We start from the raw sequence: 16,278 nt of genomic DNA, 5'->3' as shown, positions 1-16,278 counted from the left end.
CGCTGCGGGCGCGCACTTTTTATTTGTCCTATCGCCTGTCGGCTATTTGAGGACAGTCGCGCTTGCGACCCTTCGGGTCGATCCTGTCATGCCAGACTTGATCTGGCATCCATAGCGTGAGCATGACGATTATTCTGCTCCATCAGAACCAAGCTCACCCCCGTCCGGCATGGACCCCAAATCAAGTTTGGGGTGACAGTTTCTTGAAAAGTCCTCGCTTACGCTGCGGGCGCGCGTTCGCGCTTGCGGGCTCATCGCCCGATTATCCTCCCCTGTTTACGGGGGAGGTGGTCCGTAAGGACCGGAGGGGGCGTTTCTTAAAGCTCCTCGCTCACGCTGCGGGCGCGCGTACGCGCTTGCGAACCCTATGGGTTCGATCTTGGACCCCGGATCAAGTCCGGGGCCGCGTTGAGCATAAACATCCACTGTCATCCCGGCCTTGAGCCGGGATCTATCTGCCTTAATGGCGCGCTCAACAGATACCGGATCTCACTGCCGTTCGTCCGGGATGACACTATGGCTATGCCTTAAGTGTAAGCATCTATGTAGCAACGCCCCCCTCAGTCAGCTTCGCTGACAGCTCCCCCGTAAACAGGGGAGCACACACTCGTCACCCACCCCTATGACATCGAGCGAATATAAATTTTCTCACATCAAGCGCAAAGCGCCACCCGGTCACCCCGAACAGCACATATTTGAAGAAACTGAATAATAACCCTCTTCGGTGTATACATTCACGATACGAGAAGAGGGTTTGGGGTGATGACGCGTAAAACAATACAGATTTGGCTGTGTGTGGTAATCGGCGGCCTAGTGATCGCGCTGTTAAGCGGCGTGGCGACTTATCGCTATCTTCAAACCCATAGCCGTGATGTCACGCGCGATCAGCTTCAGACCTATATCGCGGAGCGCGGCGATGTGGAGCAATTCCTCTTCACCTCAGTGGCGCGCCTGCACGAAGCCTCCCATAACCTCTATCGCCGGATCTATTCCAAGCTGAGCGAAGACGAGGCGGTGCGCCGCTTTAACACCCTCTTTCCTTTGCAAGAAGACGGGACCCGACGCAGTGTGGATCAGCTGTTTGATGGCATCACGACCCTAGAGGGCAGCCCCGTCTATGGCATCGGAGCCTATTACCGTGAAGGCCAGGCGCTAAGCTGTGAAGACAAGCGTCGCTTGTTTGCCGGCTATCTGACCGTGCGCCAGATCGGCCCGGCCTATGAGACGCAGTTCAGCAATTTCCAATTCTATGATGAGCATAATAACCTGATCTTATTTGCGCCCCTGCGCCCAGATCGGTTGATGTTTTACCGCAAAACCGCGCCGAATAATCTGGACTTCACCCAAGAACCTCAGGTGATCGGCAGCCTGCCGCCTAATAACCCGACGGAGCAAACGCGCTGTACGCCCGTTACGGTGCTGCTGTATCGGCCCAATGATCCGGCCTCTCATGTGGGATGTTATACCCCGATGCGTCTGGGCGGGCGCCATATGGGGGCCTTTGGGGTCAGCCTCAATGTCTCACGCTATCTCAGCCACGCGGTCAGCCGCCCGCCAGAAAATGGCGAGAACTTCATTCTCGATAATGAAGGCAGCCTTGTCGTTCATAGCGAGCTGTTAACACCCGGTGAGAATGATGAGGAAACCTTACATGTCCTGCAAGCGCGCCTGGATGGCGCAGAGATTGCGCGCGCGGTCAATGCCAATGGCCGTGTGTCAGGTGTGTTGGAGTTGAGCGATGGCGATCTAATCGCCTTCTCGCGGATTGGCGCACCCAACTGGATTTTCGTCAGCCGGATTGACAACACTACCTCAAACGCCGACCCGCTGTTGCAAGCGGCCTTCTGGGCCGGTGTGGTCTTCTTACTGGTGTTAAGTCAGGGACCGGGCCTGGTCTCTTTGCTCGCTGAGCGTTCCATCACGATAGATGACATCGACCGCGCCGAGAATTATCCCGACGCCCCCGACGCGCGCGAATTAGTTGGCGCTAGCCGTTCAGCAGCGAGCGACCAATCGAGAGAAAACGCTCGCGGCGACGCTGGCGGATCTGAACAGGCGAGAGACCCTCGAACTGGCTGAGCGATTGCTCCATCTGATCGCCGACCCGGCGGATTGCCTCTTGCGGATTGCGGTGGGCTCCACCGACGGGTTCAGGAATAATCGCGTCGATGATTTTCAGCTGCAGCAAATCCTGCGCGCTGACTTTCATCGCCGTCGCGGCATCCTTGGCCCTGGCAGAATCGCGCCACAGGATCGAGGCACAGCCCTCCGGTGAGATCACCGAATAGATGGAATGCTCAAGCATCAAAACCGCATTGGCCGCGGCCAGCGCAATCGCCCCGCCAGACCCGCCTTCACCGGTCACCACCGAAATCATCGGCGTACCCAGGGTGAGGCAGCGCTCGGTTGAGCGCGCAATGGCTTCGGATTGGCCGCGTTCTTCCGCGCCAATGCCAGGATAGGCCCCCGAGGTATCAACGAAGGTCAAAACTGGCAGATCATACTGCTCGGCCATATCCATCAGGCGGATGGCTTTACGATAGCCTTCCGGGCGGGCCATGCCGAAATTGTGCTTGATACGGGTCTGAACATCATGGCCTTTTTCATGACCCAGAACGACGACCGAGCGACCGCGGAACCGGCCCAAACCGCCAATGATCGCATCATCATTGGAAAAGCGACGATCCCCGCACAGCTCTTCGAAATCTTCGATCAGGTGCTTATAATAATCTTTCAGATGCGGGCGCTCAGGGTGGCGCGCCACCAGCGTTTTGCGCCACGGATCAAGCTTGGCATAGAGCGCCTGCAATTGATCAGAGGACTTTTGACGCAGCTTGGCAATTTCATCGCCCAGATCAGGACCGTCTTCGCCATTGCGGGCCATAACGCCTTCAAGTTCTTCGATTTTGGCATCCAATTCCGCAATTGGACGTTCGAAATCTAGATAAGTACGGGTCGGATCAGACATGGTCGCCTTAACGCTGTTCTAAAAAAGAAGGGTGCTTCACCCTTATCCTAGGAAGGCGCAACCTAACCAGAGCTTGGCTAGAGTGCAATCTTGAGAAGCCGCCAGTAGCAGTCACCTGCACACAAAGTCACGCCTTATTACCGCTCTTACTCAGCAAATCTTGCGCCATTACTCACTCTGGGCGAGCGGATGGGCATCATAGACCAAATTCTTCAGCCGCGCGTCCAGGACATGGGTGTAAATCTGGGTCGTGGATACATCGCTATGGCCCAATAATAACTGTACACTGCGCAGATCCGCGCCATTGGCCAACAAATGGGTCGCAAAGGCATGGCGAAGGGTATGGGGGCTGATATTACGTCCGCCCAAACCGGCTTTATTCGAGAGGTCCTGCAGGATTTGCGCGAATCGCTCACGCGTCAGATGACCGGTTTTGGCACTGGTGGAGGGGAATAAGAAGCGTTCGGCCCGGCGGCGCTCCACACCCATTTTCGGCATATGGTGATCACGCACTTTGCGATAATCGGCAATGGCATCCAGTGCCCGATCGGTCAGGGGCACCAAGCGTTCCTTGCCGCCCTTGCCATAGATCAACACACAGCGTTCTGCGCGGGCAAAGGCCTTAAGGGGTAAAGACACCAGCTCACTGACCCGCAGGCCGCAGGCATATAACAGCTCCATCAGGGCACGAAGGCGCAGCTTGGCCGGGCCGTCTTCCTCGACTTCAATAGCGCGAAACAGCGCATCGACATCACCGACGCTTAAAACCTTCGGTAAAGGCCGGTCGGCCTTAGGGCTTTTCATCGGCAGGGAGGGATTATCCGCGCGCAAGCCATCGCGCAGCAGGAATTTATAAAAGCGCCGTACCGCAGACAGGCGCCGCGCCGCCGTCGCCTTGGAGAGGCCATCACGGGCCAAGCTGGCGAACGCATCTTCCAGATCGGGCGTTTGGGCCGTAGCGTAATCAGACCCCGAATGTTTCAGGCGCAGCGCAATATCCTCTAAATCGCGGCGATAGGCGTCCAGAGTGTGGGGCGAGGCCCCACGCTCTGCAGCCATCATGTCTAAAAAGAGGTCAACCCAAAGGGTGCTCACGCCTCATCCTCAACAACCATTTCCAGAACCAAACGGCGCGCTTCCTGTCTTAAATCGGCAACAGACAGAATGGATACCGCCTGGGCGATCGCAAAAGGATCACCAGGGGCCGCTTCGATCAAAGCGGCAGCATAGATTTGCGCCTCACCGGCGGCCTGAGCATGCGCGGCGAGCAATCCCAAAGCGCTTAACGTGGCCAGATCCAGCTTGGCTTGCGCGCCGCCTTCATCCGCACCCGCATCTTGCGGCTTCACAGCCTGATCGGGCAGGCGATGGGCATGATAGCGGGCCAATTGCGCACGCAAATCCAGCGGCGTACGCGCACCCAAGGCCATCAGCCCGGCCCCTTGGGCCAGTCTGGCGCGATCGGCATTTTCCAAGCGGGCACTGTGAAGGGCTTCAAACCCGCCCGACTGGACTTCATTGCGCGCAATCGCCAGGGCGAAATCCAAGCCGACCAAAATGCTCGCCGCGGGCGCATCCCATTCTGCTTGCGGCTTAAACGATGGCCCATAAGGATCGGGTCCCAATTGCTGCGGCCCATCTGAAGGGGGCAAGTGCGCCGGATTGAGCGGCATGCCGTTTTCATCATAAAGCGGTTCAGGTTCGAGTTCAGGTTCGGGGCGCGGTGGGCCATATTCCAGCGCTTCACGCCAGATGTCCGCGGTTTCCAAATCCTCGGCCAAGATTGCCGCCAGGATGAAATGCACGCCATGAACCAAAGTCTCATCACTGATCGGCAGGCTAGAGACTTCCGGGCCATAAGTGCGCGCCACGGTGATGAACTCACCCTCAGCCTTGGCATCGTTCAAACGCAGCGCCAGCGCATCGGCGGCCAGCTGACGATCTACATCCTGGTGGATCAACGCGCCCAGCGCCGCCGCCCGCTCAGCCCCTTGCATGGAGCGCGCAGCTTCCAGCGCGGCGAGCGGATCTTGCGGCAGGCGGATCTGAGGCCCAGTACGAAGCGCGGCCTCTTTCAGCCAGGCCGGGGCCCCTTCATCGACCACGATCACCTGGTCTTGATTGCGATCATGAATAAGCGCCAGCGACACACCATCACGCGGCGTGATCGCATCACCAATCGGGGTGTTGAGCGTATAGGCATCGAACACCGTGAAGAAATCGGCGGCGGCCTCATCGCTTTGATGACGCGCCAGTTCTGCGGTTAATTCTGCCGCTGGAATATTGCCCGACAAGGCCAAGCACGCCGCACGCGCGCGCAGCCAATAGGCCTCATCGCGGCCGGTTAACAAGGCATCAGCGGCCCGGCAGGCCTCATCCTCATGACCCAGGGCGAAGGCGGTTTCGGCATAAAGCCGCGAGAGCAAGGCCGATTCATTGACACGCGGTGTGCGCACCAACAGGTTATAGACCGGCTGGGCTCGGCCCGTCGCCAGCGCCCTATCGGCGCGCAACGCGGCCAGATCAAACTGCGCATCGCGCGGCGGACGGCCCGCGGCTAACAAGGCACGCGCGGCAAGGCGCGCAGCCAAGGGATGGTGAAAGCCCACACCCTGCCCATCGGGTAAAGTGGTCAAGGCCGCGCGCAAGGTCTCCGCCCCGGAATTGGACCAGACATGGGCGGGCATGCCGCTTTGGATACCGACTTCAAAGGGATTGACCGCGCCAAGCTCTTGAACTTCAACAGCCGGTTGGGCAAAGGCCGCGCCCCAGATCAGGGCCGCGCACGCCAGCAAACTAGCTTTTAAGCGCATCAGTGACCTCAATACGGGTGGTTTCTTGCGGCACTTCAACACCGTTGGAGACCATGATGAGACCGATAAACCCGGCCAGCCCCAGAACGACGACGACACCTAATCCGATCAAAAATCCGCGCATCTATAACCCCTCAACTTCCCATGAAGTTTACGTATAACATAGCCTTAGGAATAAGGCGATTTCCAGACGTATCACAGTCCAGCCCAAAACCATGACACCTCTATGGCGCCAGGCTGATTGCCACCTGCCCCCAGCCTGCCTATAGGATGGGGGTATGAGCCAGACAACCGAAATATTGCACCTGCCACAAACCTTGGTCCTCGTCGGCTTGATGGGCGTGGGAAAGACCACCGTCGGGCGTCGCCTGGCCAAACGCATTGGACGCCCCTTCAAAGATGCCGATATTGAAGTAGAACGCGCAGCCGGGCGCAGCGTTTCTGAGATTTTTGCAGAATTTGGTGAGGCGGCTTTTCGCGAAGGCGAACGTAAGGTGATTGCCCGCCTGTTAGAGGCGCCCAAGCCCATGGTCCTGGCGCTGGGCGGGGGCGCTTTTGTAGATCCCACAACGCGCGCGCTGGTCAAAGATAAAGCCATTTCGATCTGGCTGAAGGCCGATCTGGACACCTTGATGGAGCGGGTGGGCCGGCGTGATACGCGCCCCCTTTTACGCGCCGAAGATCCCCGTGCGGTGATGGCTGAGCTGATGGAAAAGCGCACGCCCGCCTATGCTGAGGCCGATATCAGTGTGGATTCCACCAACGGCTCGCACACCACAACGGTCGATGATATTTTAGTGGCCTTAGAGGCTTTGCGCCCGATGGAGCATATCTAAATGATGGCTGATGTTTCAACGCTGCGCCGGGTTCATATTGATCTGGGCCCTGAGAGTTATGATGTGGTCATCGGTGAAGGCGCGCTGGAAGGCGCAGGCCCTTCCCTCGCCCAGCTGTGCCCGCGCGGGCGCGCCATCATCGTGGCCGACCCGGCCGCCCTGGCCCATCATCGTGCCCGCTTGGAACAGGTTTTGGCCCAGCATGGCCTCACCCCGCTCTATCTGGAAATTCCGGGCGGGGAGCAGGCCAAAAGCTTCCATCGCCTAGAAGCACTGTGCGCGGAATTACTCGACGCCAATGTCGAGCGCCAGGAATGTGTCATCGCCTTTGGCGGCGGCACGATTGGCGATCTAACGGGCTTTGCCGCGGCGATTGTCAAACGCGGGGTGAAATTCGTGCAAATCCCCACAACCTTGCTGGCTCAAGTTGATTCCTCCGTCGGCGGTAAGACCGGGATCAATACCGCGCGCGGTAAAAATCTGATCGGGGCCTTCCATCAACCCAGCCTGGTTATCGCCGATCTGACCCTGCTCGCGAGCCTACCCGCGCGCGAATTGCGCGCCGGATATGCGGAAATTATCAAGGCGGCCCTCATCGGCGATCGCGCGCTTTTCACCCGGCTGGATACCTTGGGCCTTGAGGCGCTGAACGGTGAAGGCCTGGCCGAAGCGGTTGAAGCCGCCGTCGCCTTCAAGGGCGACATTGTGCGCCAAGATGAGAAAGAGGCCGGCGTTCGCGCCCTTCTCAATTTGGGACATACCTTTGGCCATGCCTTTGAAGCGGAGGCCGAAAAAGGCACGCTCATCCATGGCGAAGCCGTCGCCCTGGGCCTGGCGCTCGCCTTTCGGTATTCGGCGCGGCTGAGCCTTTGTGCGCAAAGCGATGCGCGCGCCGTTGAAGCCCATTTGGCTAAGGTGGGCCTTCCCGCCTTCATCGCGGAGCTTCCCGGCGGGCCTTATGAGGCTGAGGGGCTTCTTAACCGCATGAAAGATGATAAAAAGAACAAGGGTGGGGTCATCACCCTCATCCTCGCGCGCGCTATTGGGGACGCCTTCATCACCTCTGAGTGCGCCAGCGAGGATGTTCTGGCCTTTTTACACGATGAGCTGAAACCACAATGACATTTGATATGGGTCTGGTCTGGTCGGGCATAGGCATCCTTGCCCTGTTATGCATGTCGGCCTTCTTTTCAGGATCTGAAACCGCGCTGACGGCCACGTCTAAGGCGCGCATGCTGAGCCTGGAGAAAGATAAGGATCAACGCGCCAAGCGGGTGAATTTCCTGATCGCGGACAAAGAAAGCCTGATCGGGGCGATCTTGCTGGGCAATAATCTGGTCAATATCCTGGCCTCTTCGATCGCTGCGGTGATTTTTCTCAAACTCTTCGGTGAGGCGGGTGTACCGATTGCCACCTTGGTGATGACCTTTCTGGTTCTGATCTTCGCTGAGGTCATGCCCAAGACCTATGCGCTCTCCAACCCGGATCGCTTTGCGCTGGCGGTCTCGCTGCCCATTCGGATCTTTGTCATCGTTCTGTCCCCCGTGGTCGGGACCGTGCAAACCATCGTGCGCGCCACCTTGCGCATTGTCGGGGCCAATGTGGATGGGCCGGTGTTAAGCTCTCACGAGGAAATCCGCGATCATATCGACCTGCACCACCAAGAAGGCGGCGTGGTCAAGGGCGATCGCGACATGCTGGGCGGGGTCTTGGATCTGCGCGAACTGACCGTTGAAGACGTGATGGTTCACCGAAAAAATCTGGTCATGCTAAACATCGAAGATGACCCTCACACCTTGATCCTCAAGGCGTTAAGCTCGCCCCATACGCGATTGCCGCTTTATCGTGATGAGAGCGAGAATATCGTCGGGGTCTTACATGCGCGCGATCTGGCCCGCGCCCTGTTCCAGGCGGGCGGCGATGTCAGCAAGGTCGATATCGAAGCCATTAAGCGCGAACCCTGGTTCATCCCGGAAACGACCGAGCTGCAAGATCAGCTCAATGCCTTCCGCGAAAAACGCGAACATTTCTCGCTGGTTGTCGATGAATATGGGGCCCTGAAAGGCGTTGTCACCCTAGAAGATATCCTTGAAGAAATCGTCGGGGACATTGAAGACGAGCATGACATCACCGTCGAAGGTGTGACCCGCCAAAGCGATGGCACGGTTTTGGTCGATGGCGTCACCCCTATTCGCGATGTCAACCGGGCGCTCGATTGGGATTTACCCGATGATGAAGCCGTCACCATTGCGGGCCTGGTCATTCACGAAGCCCAGACCATCCCCAGCGAGAAGCAGATCTTCCGCTTCCACGGGGTGCGTTTTGAGGTGATCAAGCGCCAGCGCAATCAGATCACGCGCCTGCGCGTGGCGAAAGAACCCGACGTCGCTTCCTGATCCTTGAGGATACAGCAAGCCAAGACAGCGCGCGGATTTACGCCGCGCGCTGATCCATATTCTCGGCAACTTTCTTCAAGAAGGTATCGACCTGGGCGCGCAGATTGTCATTCATCTCGCTGACGGTATCGGAGGCCATGCGCATTTCTTCCACCCGATCACGAGTTGAGGAAATCGCGCCGGTCACCTTCTCTACCTCCCCCGCGGCATCGCGCGTGCCATTGGCCGCCTGGGTGATGGAGCCCGAAATGGACTGGGTCACCGCGCTTTGCTCTTCAATCGCGGCGGCAATCACGGTGGAGATTTCCTCCACCTTGACGATGGCGTGAGAAATCTCCTGAAGCGCTGCCACCGCACCCTGAGTGGAGTTCTGCACCGCCTCAACCTGGGCCGAGATGTCACCCGTGGCCTTGGCGGTCTGTTCGGCGAGCGCCTTCACCTCCTGGGCCACAACGGCAAAACCTTTTCCGGCCTCGCCCGCGCGCGCGGCCTCAATCGTGGCGTTCAGCGCCAACAGATTGGTTTGCTCGGCAATATCATTGATCAGGCCGATCACCTCACCAATGCGCCCGGCAGCTTCGGCCAATTGCTTGACATCATTGTCTGTTTTACGCGTGATTTGCACGGTGGAGGCCACGACTGAGTTGGCTGTGTCAGTCTGGCGGTTAATCTCATCAAAGGACGCGACCAGTTCTTGCACGGCTTCATCCACCGCAGACACGCCCTTTGAGGCCGATGTCGAAGCGGTTTTCGAGTGGTCTGCGCTTTGTCCTGCATCTTGGCCCGCTTGCGTCACCGCCTCGGCGCAGCTACGCATCATGGTCAGCTCTTTACCGACCGCCTCTAAGCTGGTGGAGACGGTTTCGCGAAAACCCAAGATCAAGCCTTCAATCTCGCGTTGACGCTCAAACTCAATCTCGGCGCGTTGCTCACGCTCATAGGCAAAGCGCTTGGTGTCTTCCAAGGAGCGCTGGAAGACTTTTAACGAGCGCGCCAGATCGCCAATTTCATCCTTACGCGCTTCATCCTGCGGCAAGACATCGCCCTTGGCCCCCTTGGCCACCGCGCGCAGCGCCTTGACCACGCGGCCCATCGGCGTCGCCAGACCATTCGACATTATATACCCGCCCAGGCTTGCCACCGCGATCATCACCGCACAGGCTAAAACGATCGAGGTCATCAAGATTTGAACTGGGCCAACAATTTCGGCCTTATCCTGCATCGCCAGAACGGCCCAGGAGGCATCATGGAAGGCGACGGGAGAGACCGCGGTCTCAACATCGCGCCCAGAGACCTGTTGATCCGTGAAATAAGCCGAACGCCCTTTGGCCGCGTCCTCAACCAGGGCCAGATCGACCCGGGTTTGCAAGACATCATCTTGATCGGTGTGCGCGCTATCGCTTCTGAGATAACCATCCTCGCCCACGATCACGGTTTCCCCCGTCTCACCCAGGCCAGCCGTATTATGCATCAACGCATTCAACACACCGATGGGCATTTGGAGGGCCAAAACGCCTTTACGCTCTCCCTTCTCATAAATCGGGATCGCCAAAAAGCTCGCGGCCGCGCCAAAGCTGGGGGCATAGGGTTCGAAATCAGCAAAAGTGATAGTGTCCGCAGGGGCATCATGAGCCGTTCGGAAAATTTGACCCAATTCAGTACCGGCCCAGCGCCCGCCATTTTGACCAAAGTTAGTGGCGAAATCATCTTCTTTAAAAACCGAATAGACCAGATCACCATTATTATTGAACAAGAAAAGATCGTAATAGCCCATCAGCTCTAGATGGGTGCGAAACCAGGGATGGTATTGGCCATGGACCTGATCATAGGCAAGACCGGTATTAGCCTGATCCAGCTTATGACGTTCACCAGCGGGAAATTGATTGTCGCTGATATAGGCCAGACGCAAGGCTTCACTATGCTGGCCGGCCTGGTAGGTTTGATGGAAGGCCGCAAGCGCTTCATGCACATAGGGGCTGGCGCTGAGCGAATGAACATCGTGGTCCAAAGTCTCAAGATACTGGCTGAGCTGACCCGCCTTGGCCTCAGAGGCCCCTATAAGACGGTCTTCGGTGAAATGATCCACCGCGTTGAAGGCATTAAACGAGGCCGCCCCCGCCACCGCAACCATACCGAGAGCAGAAAACCCCACGACCAAGGCCGGGATTTTCCAGCGAATAGATAGATTTGACCAGCTCATGGGCAACCCTTTCGCAGTGAAACGCGTTTGGGCCCTATACAATCCATAGGCTAGTTAATGATGAGTTATACCCTCTAAATATTGGGGAATTATGTGGGTTTAGCGATTATCCTTAAAGCGTGAACGCGACCTTTAAGCTCTTCAGAAAGCACGCTATTTACCAATCGGTGGCATTCAACCCGATTTTTACCTTGAAAAGCATTGGAGTGTATTTCGACCGCGAAATGGCTTTCGCCGCCCTCTGGTGCGCCAGCATGGCCAGCATGCATCGCTGATTCGTCCTTGATCACTAACTTTACTGGATCAAAGGCTTTTCGTAATTTCGCCTCGATAGAAGTGTGAATTTCACTCATCCAACTCATCTCTCATTCTTGCCGTTTCGCCAGACACAGCCCATACTTACACCCATGTCAGAAGCTTTTCGATATACGCCGCGCTTTAAAGACATGCGCATCAAACCGCCCAAGGACGAACCGTCCCAGGAGGAGAGAACGTGCGAGTACGCCAATTGTCGGCGTAAAGCGACGGCCAAAGCCCCCAAAAGTCGCGAACAGTTGAACGATTTTTATTGGTTTTGTCAAAACCATGCCAGCGAGTACAACAAATCGTGGAATTTCTTCGATGGCCTAAGCGAGGGCGCAGCCCAAGCCTATAGCGATGCGGCGCGCCATGGCCATCGGCCCACCTGGTCGTTCAATTCTGGCTCTACCAGCCGGGCGCGCGCGACACGGGCGACAAAAGATTTCCAGGAGGGGTTTGAAGATCCCTTCAGCATGTTTAGTGATCGCCCCCCGCCCAGCCAGAAAAATGCGCCCGCCAATGACGGTCCGCAAGGGCCGCGCATGGGGCGTCTGCAAGCCAAGGCCCTGGACACTTTGGGTCTGGAAGGCCATGCCGATAAAGCCACCGTGCGTAAACGCTATACCGAGCTGTTACGCGCTTATCACCCGGATTCCAATGGCGGGGATCGGTCTTTCGAAGATCAGCTGCAAAAAGTCGTCGAGGCGTATCAGATCCTGAAAAACGCCAATATGGGCTGAGGCTGAAAGCCTCGCTTTCAGCCCTTTCGCCTAGTCAGCGTCGTCTTCACGCGCATCAGCATTCAGTGAAAAGCTGATCAACAGCGCGCGTTGATCATCGCTGAAATTATTATCAGAGACTAAAAACAACCGCGCACCCACCGAAGTGGAGGGCGCATAGGCGATACCTTCATAATTATCAACGCTCAAGGGTGGGGCCAGTTCGGCCAGGACATCCCCGGCCAAGGCCCCGCTTAAATGGCGTGTGTCAAGATGAAGAATGCGCGCGCGATTGCCCACCGAACGCGACCAATAGCGTGTCAGCGCCAATAGCTCGCCCTCGCCATAGGGCGTCAGGCCCGTCAGGGCAAACCCCGGCTGGCCCATCAAGGCCCCGGCCACCGGATCGCCGCCTTCATCAAATTGCCACAGCGTAAAGGGCTGACCATCCACCAAGGGATCTTGCACCCCGGCCCATACATGACCCTGGCTATCCAGGGTCAAGGCCTCCATCCCGGCATTATCAGGCCACAGCTCTGTGCCCGGCGGTAAGGCGAAGGGCTCTGGCAAGGCGGTGCCCAAAAACTCCCAATCTGTGCCAAAATGATACACCCAGATGCGGTGATCACGCTCGAAACTGATGGCATAATCACCATCACCCAGATGGGCGAGGCCTTCACTATCGGCCTCGCGGCCATGAACGCGCACGCCTTCACGGTTCAAGAGCGGATAAATCTCAGCGTTTTGAAGCCCGATTAAATCGCCGCCCTCATCAAAGACCAGATCAGCACTGACTAAAGCGCCGCGGTCGGACAGCATCAAAATACGATCGCCATCGTCGTGGATTTCCAACGCGGAAAAGCCGCCAAAATCGGGCGCTGTGCTGAAAAGTTCCAGCCCGCCGCGATAGGTCAGCTCACCCAAGGCGCGCGCGTCTGGGGCCTCAGGGTTGAGGGCAATGACCTCAGTCGTGACGTCGATGGCCCCGGGTTCCAAGGCTTTAGGCCCGCACCCCGCCATGCCCCATAGAGCAACCAGAGCGCCGACACCGCTGCATAACACCCGCTGCATTACCGTCTCCCGACTTGTGCGGACACTGCGCGCTTAAGCGCGTCTAGGCCCGCCCCCCCTTTATGTTTTGTCTCTACCGGGTTTTGTTTGACTTTTGAACCCCGGCGCGCGCGCGGTTCTTCATCAAACAGCGCCGCCAACTGCTCGGTCATCGCACCGGCGAGCTGTTCCACATCCAAAATCGTCACCGCACGGCGGTAATAGCGCGTTACATCATGGCCGATGCCGACGGCAAGCAATTCCACCTCAGAGCGGTTTTCGATCATCGCGATCACATCGCGCAGATGCCTTTCCAGATAGGCGGGCGAGTTCGCCGATTGCGTACCATCATCGACCGGTGCGCCATCAGAGATGACCATCAAGATGCGGCGCTGTTCCGGGCGACGCGCCAAGCGCTGCCACGCCCATTGCAAGGCTTCGCCGTCGATATTTTCCTTCAACAGACCATCGCGCAGCATCAGGCCCAGATTGGGCCGCGCCCGGCGCCAGGGCGCATCGGCGCTCTTATAAATGATATGGCGCAAATCATTCAGCCTGCCCGGATTGTGCGGCTTACCGGCAGCGACCCAATCTTCTTTCGAGCGCCCGCCCTTCCAGGCGCGCGTGGTGAAGCCGAGGATCTCGGTTTTGACCCCACAGCGCTCCAAAGTGCGCGCCAGCATATCCGCGCAGGCCGCCGCGACCAGGATCGGGCGTCCGCGCATCGAGCCGGAATTGTCCAGCAACAAAGTGACGACCGTATCGCGGAAATCGGTTTGCTTTTCCTGCTTGAATGACAAGGGCAGCAAGGGATCAATCACCACACGCGGCAGGCGCGCGGGATCCAAAATCCCCTCTTCCAAATCAAATGACCAGGCGCGTTGCTGCTGAGCCAGCAATTTACGTTGGAGCTTATTGGCCAGACGCCCGACCGCACTGTCCAGGCCCTGTAAATGCTTGTCGAGATTGGCACGAAGGCGCGCCAGCTCGTTGGCATCACACAGATCTTCGGCCTGGATGATCTCATCATAGGAATTGGTGAACACTTTATAGGCCGCAGCCTCAGCGCCCGTGGGCGGCACCCAATTGGGCCGGGCCGATTTTACGCTTTCACCGGGGTCATCATTGGCGTCGATTTTGGTCTGGCTCTCCTCGGTATAGGAGATATCTTCGCTGTCCGCGGCTGAGCCTTGTGCGTCCTCAGGGGTTTGATCCTCATCGGCATTGGGATCGGCCTCGCCCTCATCATCGCCCTCTTTGGGATCATGCTCGACGCCTTCGTCGTCGTTTTCGCTCTCTTCTGGCTCTTCATCAGGATCTTCACCCAGCTCTTCAGTCAGATCGAGATCGCGTAAAACCTGACGCAAAGCCTTGGCGAAATGGGATTGATCATGGGCCTCAGCGACCAACGCATCCAGTGCTGCGCCCGCGCGGGTTTCCAGATTTTTGCGCCAGATCGCCATCAAGCCTTCGGCTTCGGCGGGAACAGGGCGCCCAGAAATACGCTCACGCACCATCAGCGCCAAAGCGTCCGCCATCGGGGCATCCTGGCGGTCTTCCACCCGGTTCCAGCCCTTTTTCAGACAAGTATTGATCAGCGCGGCATCGAGATTATCGCCCATGCCCTTCATGGCCCGCGCGCCCAGCGCTTCAATACGGGCCTGTTCCGCAGCGTCAAAAATCTGGCGCGCTTGGGAACCCGGCGGCAGGGCACGCAGATGCGCCCCATCATCATGTAAAGCCAAGCGCAGGGCCTGGGCATCGGCCTGACCGCGCAGGATATTGGCGCGGGCTAGATCCAGATCCTCCGGCGGATTGGGCAGCATCACCCGGCCCTGAACGATGCCGGCATACTCACCACCGAATTTAATCTCGACCTCTGCGTTCTGGGCGATGGCGCGCGTGGTCGCGCTCAATGCTCGCTTGAACGTGTCAGAGGGGGTGCGATCGGCCATAGCCTGCCGCGCTCCTACGCTAGAATATTGGGTTTAATCGCGCTTTCGTCCAAGGTCTCCCCAAAGACGCGCTGGAACATTTCCGCAATCAGTGGACGCTCCAACTCATCACATTTATTGAGGAAGGTCAGACGGAAGGCCAAGCCAATATCCTGGAAGATATTCGCGTTTTCCGCCCAGGTCAGCACGGTGCGCGGGCTCATCACGGTTGATAGTTCACCATTGATGAAGGCTTCGCGCGAGAGATCTGCGACTTTGACCATATCTGAAATTTGTTGGGTGTTCGCGCCCTTGCCCATTTTCGCCGAAACGATCTCGACCTCAGTATCATGGGGCAGATAATTCAAGGTCGAGACGATCGACCAGCGGTCCATCTGGCCTTGGTTGATCTGTTGGGTACCATGATAAAGCCCCGTCGTGTCGCCCAAGCCGACGGTATTGGTGGTGGCGAACAGGCGGAAGGCCGCATTGGGACGGATGACTTTATTCTGATCAAGCAAAGTCAGCGCGCCCGAGGCTTCCAACACCCGCTGGATCACGAACATCACGTCCGGGCGGCCCGCATCATATTCATCAAACAATAAGGCCACCGGGCGCTGCACGGCCCAGGGCAGAATGCCTTCTTGAAACTCAGTAACTTGCAGGCCATCGCGCAGAACAATGGCGTCTTTACCCACCATATCAATCCGGCTGACATGGCTATCCAAATTGACCCGGATCATGGGCCAATTCAAGCGCGCGGCGACCTGTTCGATATGGGTGGATTTGCCCGTGCCGTGATAGCCCTGGACCATCACCCGGCGATTGAACGCAAAGCCCGCGAGAATCGCGCGCGTGGTTGCCGGATCAAAGACATAGGTCTCATCCATCACCGGCACATGCTCATCACGCACGCTAAAACATGGCACATCAAACCCCGGATCAAAGCCAAACAAGGCTTGGCAATCGGCTTGGGCATCAGGGGTCAGGCTATCAAGATGGGGGGCGCTCATAGAAATCAGGTCCGAAGCTTATAAAATAATTGATGGCTCTCACCCGTGA

14 protein-coding genes are annotated in these 16,278 nt (G+C 57.7%); 5 read left to right on the top strand and 9 right to left on the bottom strand.

Features of this window, described 5'->3' with window-relative positions; all coding sequences use genetic code 11:
• Window positions 1-762: 762 nt before the first annotated feature.
• Window positions 763-2,079 carry a cache domain-containing protein gene (locus tag H151_RS0108150; RefSeq protein WP_019961163.1) on the top strand — a complete coding sequence of 439 codons (1,317 nt, stop codon included), beginning with the start codon at window positions 763-765 and terminating at the stop codon, window positions 2,077-2,079.
• Here H151_RS0108150 and H151_RS0108145 read toward each other — a convergent pair.
• From H151_RS0108145 to H151_RS17540, 4 genes are all read right to left on the bottom strand, one after another.
• Window positions 1,988-2,968, bottom strand: coding sequence for an acetyl-CoA carboxylase carboxyltransferase subunit alpha (locus H151_RS0108145; protein ID WP_019961162.1), 981 nt, complete (start codon window positions 2,966-2,968; stop codon window positions 1,988-1,990). The two genes, H151_RS0108150 and H151_RS0108145, sit on opposite strands and share 92 nt — an antisense overlap.
• 168 nt (window positions 2,969-3,136) lie before the next feature.
• Window positions 3,137-4,063: a site-specific tyrosine recombinase gene (locus H151_RS0108140; RefSeq protein ID WP_019961161.1), complete on the bottom strand. Its 927-nt coding sequence runs from the start codon at window positions 4,061-4,063 to the stop codon at window positions 3,137-3,139.
• A complete protein-coding gene (locus H151_RS0108135) occupies window positions 4,060-5,781 on the bottom strand; it encodes a hypothetical protein (RefSeq protein WP_019961160.1) in 1,722 nt (573 codons plus the stop codon). The genes H151_RS0108140 and H151_RS0108135 overlap by 4 nt, the downstream gene beginning before the upstream one ends.
• Window positions 5,765-5,905, bottom strand: coding sequence for a hypothetical protein (locus H151_RS17540; RefSeq protein WP_019961159.1), 141 nt, complete (start codon window positions 5,903-5,905; stop codon window positions 5,765-5,767). Before H151_RS17540 ends, H151_RS0108135 begins: the two co-directional genes overlap by 17 nt.
• Before the next feature lie 154 nt (window positions 5,906-6,059).
• Between H151_RS17540 and H151_RS0108125 the strand changes: the two genes are divergently transcribed.
• From H151_RS0108125 to H151_RS0108115, 3 genes are read left to right on the top strand one after another with little or no spacing between them, the layout of a single operon-like run.
• Window positions 6,060-6,617 (top strand): shikimate kinase, encoded by a 558-nt coding sequence (locus H151_RS0108125; RefSeq protein WP_019961158.1) that lies wholly within the window; start codon window positions 6,060-6,062, stop codon window positions 6,615-6,617.
• The gene (gene aroB / locus H151_RS0108120) at window positions 6,618-7,739 is read left to right on the top strand and encodes a 3-dehydroquinate synthase (RefSeq protein ID WP_019961157.1); all 1,122 of its coding nucleotides are present in this window, start codon (window positions 6,618-6,620) and stop codon (window positions 7,737-7,739) included.
• Window positions 7,736-9,013, top strand: coding sequence for an HlyC/CorC family transporter (locus tag H151_RS0108115; RefSeq protein WP_019961156.1), 1,278 nt, complete (start codon window positions 7,736-7,738; stop codon window positions 9,011-9,013). The genes aroB and H151_RS0108115 overlap by 4 nt, the downstream gene beginning before the upstream one ends.
• Window positions 9,014-9,050: 37 nt before the next feature.
• Here H151_RS0108115 and H151_RS0108110 read toward each other — a convergent pair whose 3' ends face one another.
• Both H151_RS0108110 and H151_RS15920 read right to left on the bottom strand, forming a co-directional pair.
• Entirely contained in the window at window positions 9,051-11,213 is a 2,163-nt protein-coding gene (locus tag H151_RS0108110) for a methyl-accepting chemotaxis protein (RefSeq protein WP_019961155.1), read from the bottom strand.
• Between the two features lie 89 nt (window positions 11,214-11,302).
• Complete coding sequence (locus tag H151_RS15920; protein ID WP_019961154.1) at window positions 11,303-11,566, bottom strand: BolA family protein; 264 nt, start codon at window positions 11,564-11,566, stop codon at window positions 11,303-11,305.
• A 201-nt stretch (window positions 11,567-11,767) separates the two neighbouring features.
• Between H151_RS15920 and H151_RS0108100 the strand changes: the two genes are divergently transcribed.
• Window positions 11,768-12,253, top strand: coding sequence for a J domain-containing protein (locus H151_RS0108100; protein WP_233354548.1), 486 nt, complete (start codon window positions 11,768-11,770; stop codon window positions 12,251-12,253).
• Between the two features lie 30 nt (window positions 12,254-12,283).
• Here the strand turns inward: H151_RS0108100 and H151_RS0108095 are convergent, their stop codons facing one another.
• From H151_RS0108095 to cobS, 3 genes are read right to left on the bottom strand one after another with little or no spacing between them, the layout of a single operon-like run.
• Window positions 12,284-13,303 carry an esterase-like activity of phytase family protein gene (locus tag H151_RS0108095; protein WP_026353908.1) on the bottom strand — a complete coding sequence of 340 codons (1,020 nt, stop codon included), beginning with the start codon at window positions 13,301-13,303 and terminating at the stop codon, window positions 12,284-12,286.
• Window positions 13,303-15,237, bottom strand: a complete 1,935-nt coding sequence (cobT, locus tag H151_RS15915) for a cobaltochelatase subunit CobT (protein WP_019961151.1) — start codon at window positions 15,235-15,237, stop codon at window positions 13,303-13,305. The genes H151_RS0108095 and cobT overlap by 1 nt, the downstream gene beginning before the upstream one ends.
• A gap of 14 nt (window positions 15,238-15,251) precedes the next feature.
• A complete protein-coding gene (cobS, locus tag H151_RS0108085) occupies window positions 15,252-16,229 on the bottom strand; it encodes a cobaltochelatase subunit CobS (RefSeq protein ID WP_019961150.1) in 978 nt (325 codons plus the stop codon).
• Window positions 16,230-16,278: the final 49 nt, after the last annotated feature.

Origin of the sequence: Woodsholea maritima DSM 17123 (genome assembly GCF_000382325.1) — a bacterium.
GTDB classification, from domain to species: domain Bacteria; phylum Pseudomonadota; class Alphaproteobacteria; order Caulobacterales; family Maricaulaceae; genus Woodsholea; species Woodsholea maritima.
The sequence above is the reverse complement of the archived record's forward strand: the minus strand, read 5'-3'. Positions and strand labels throughout refer to the sequence as shown.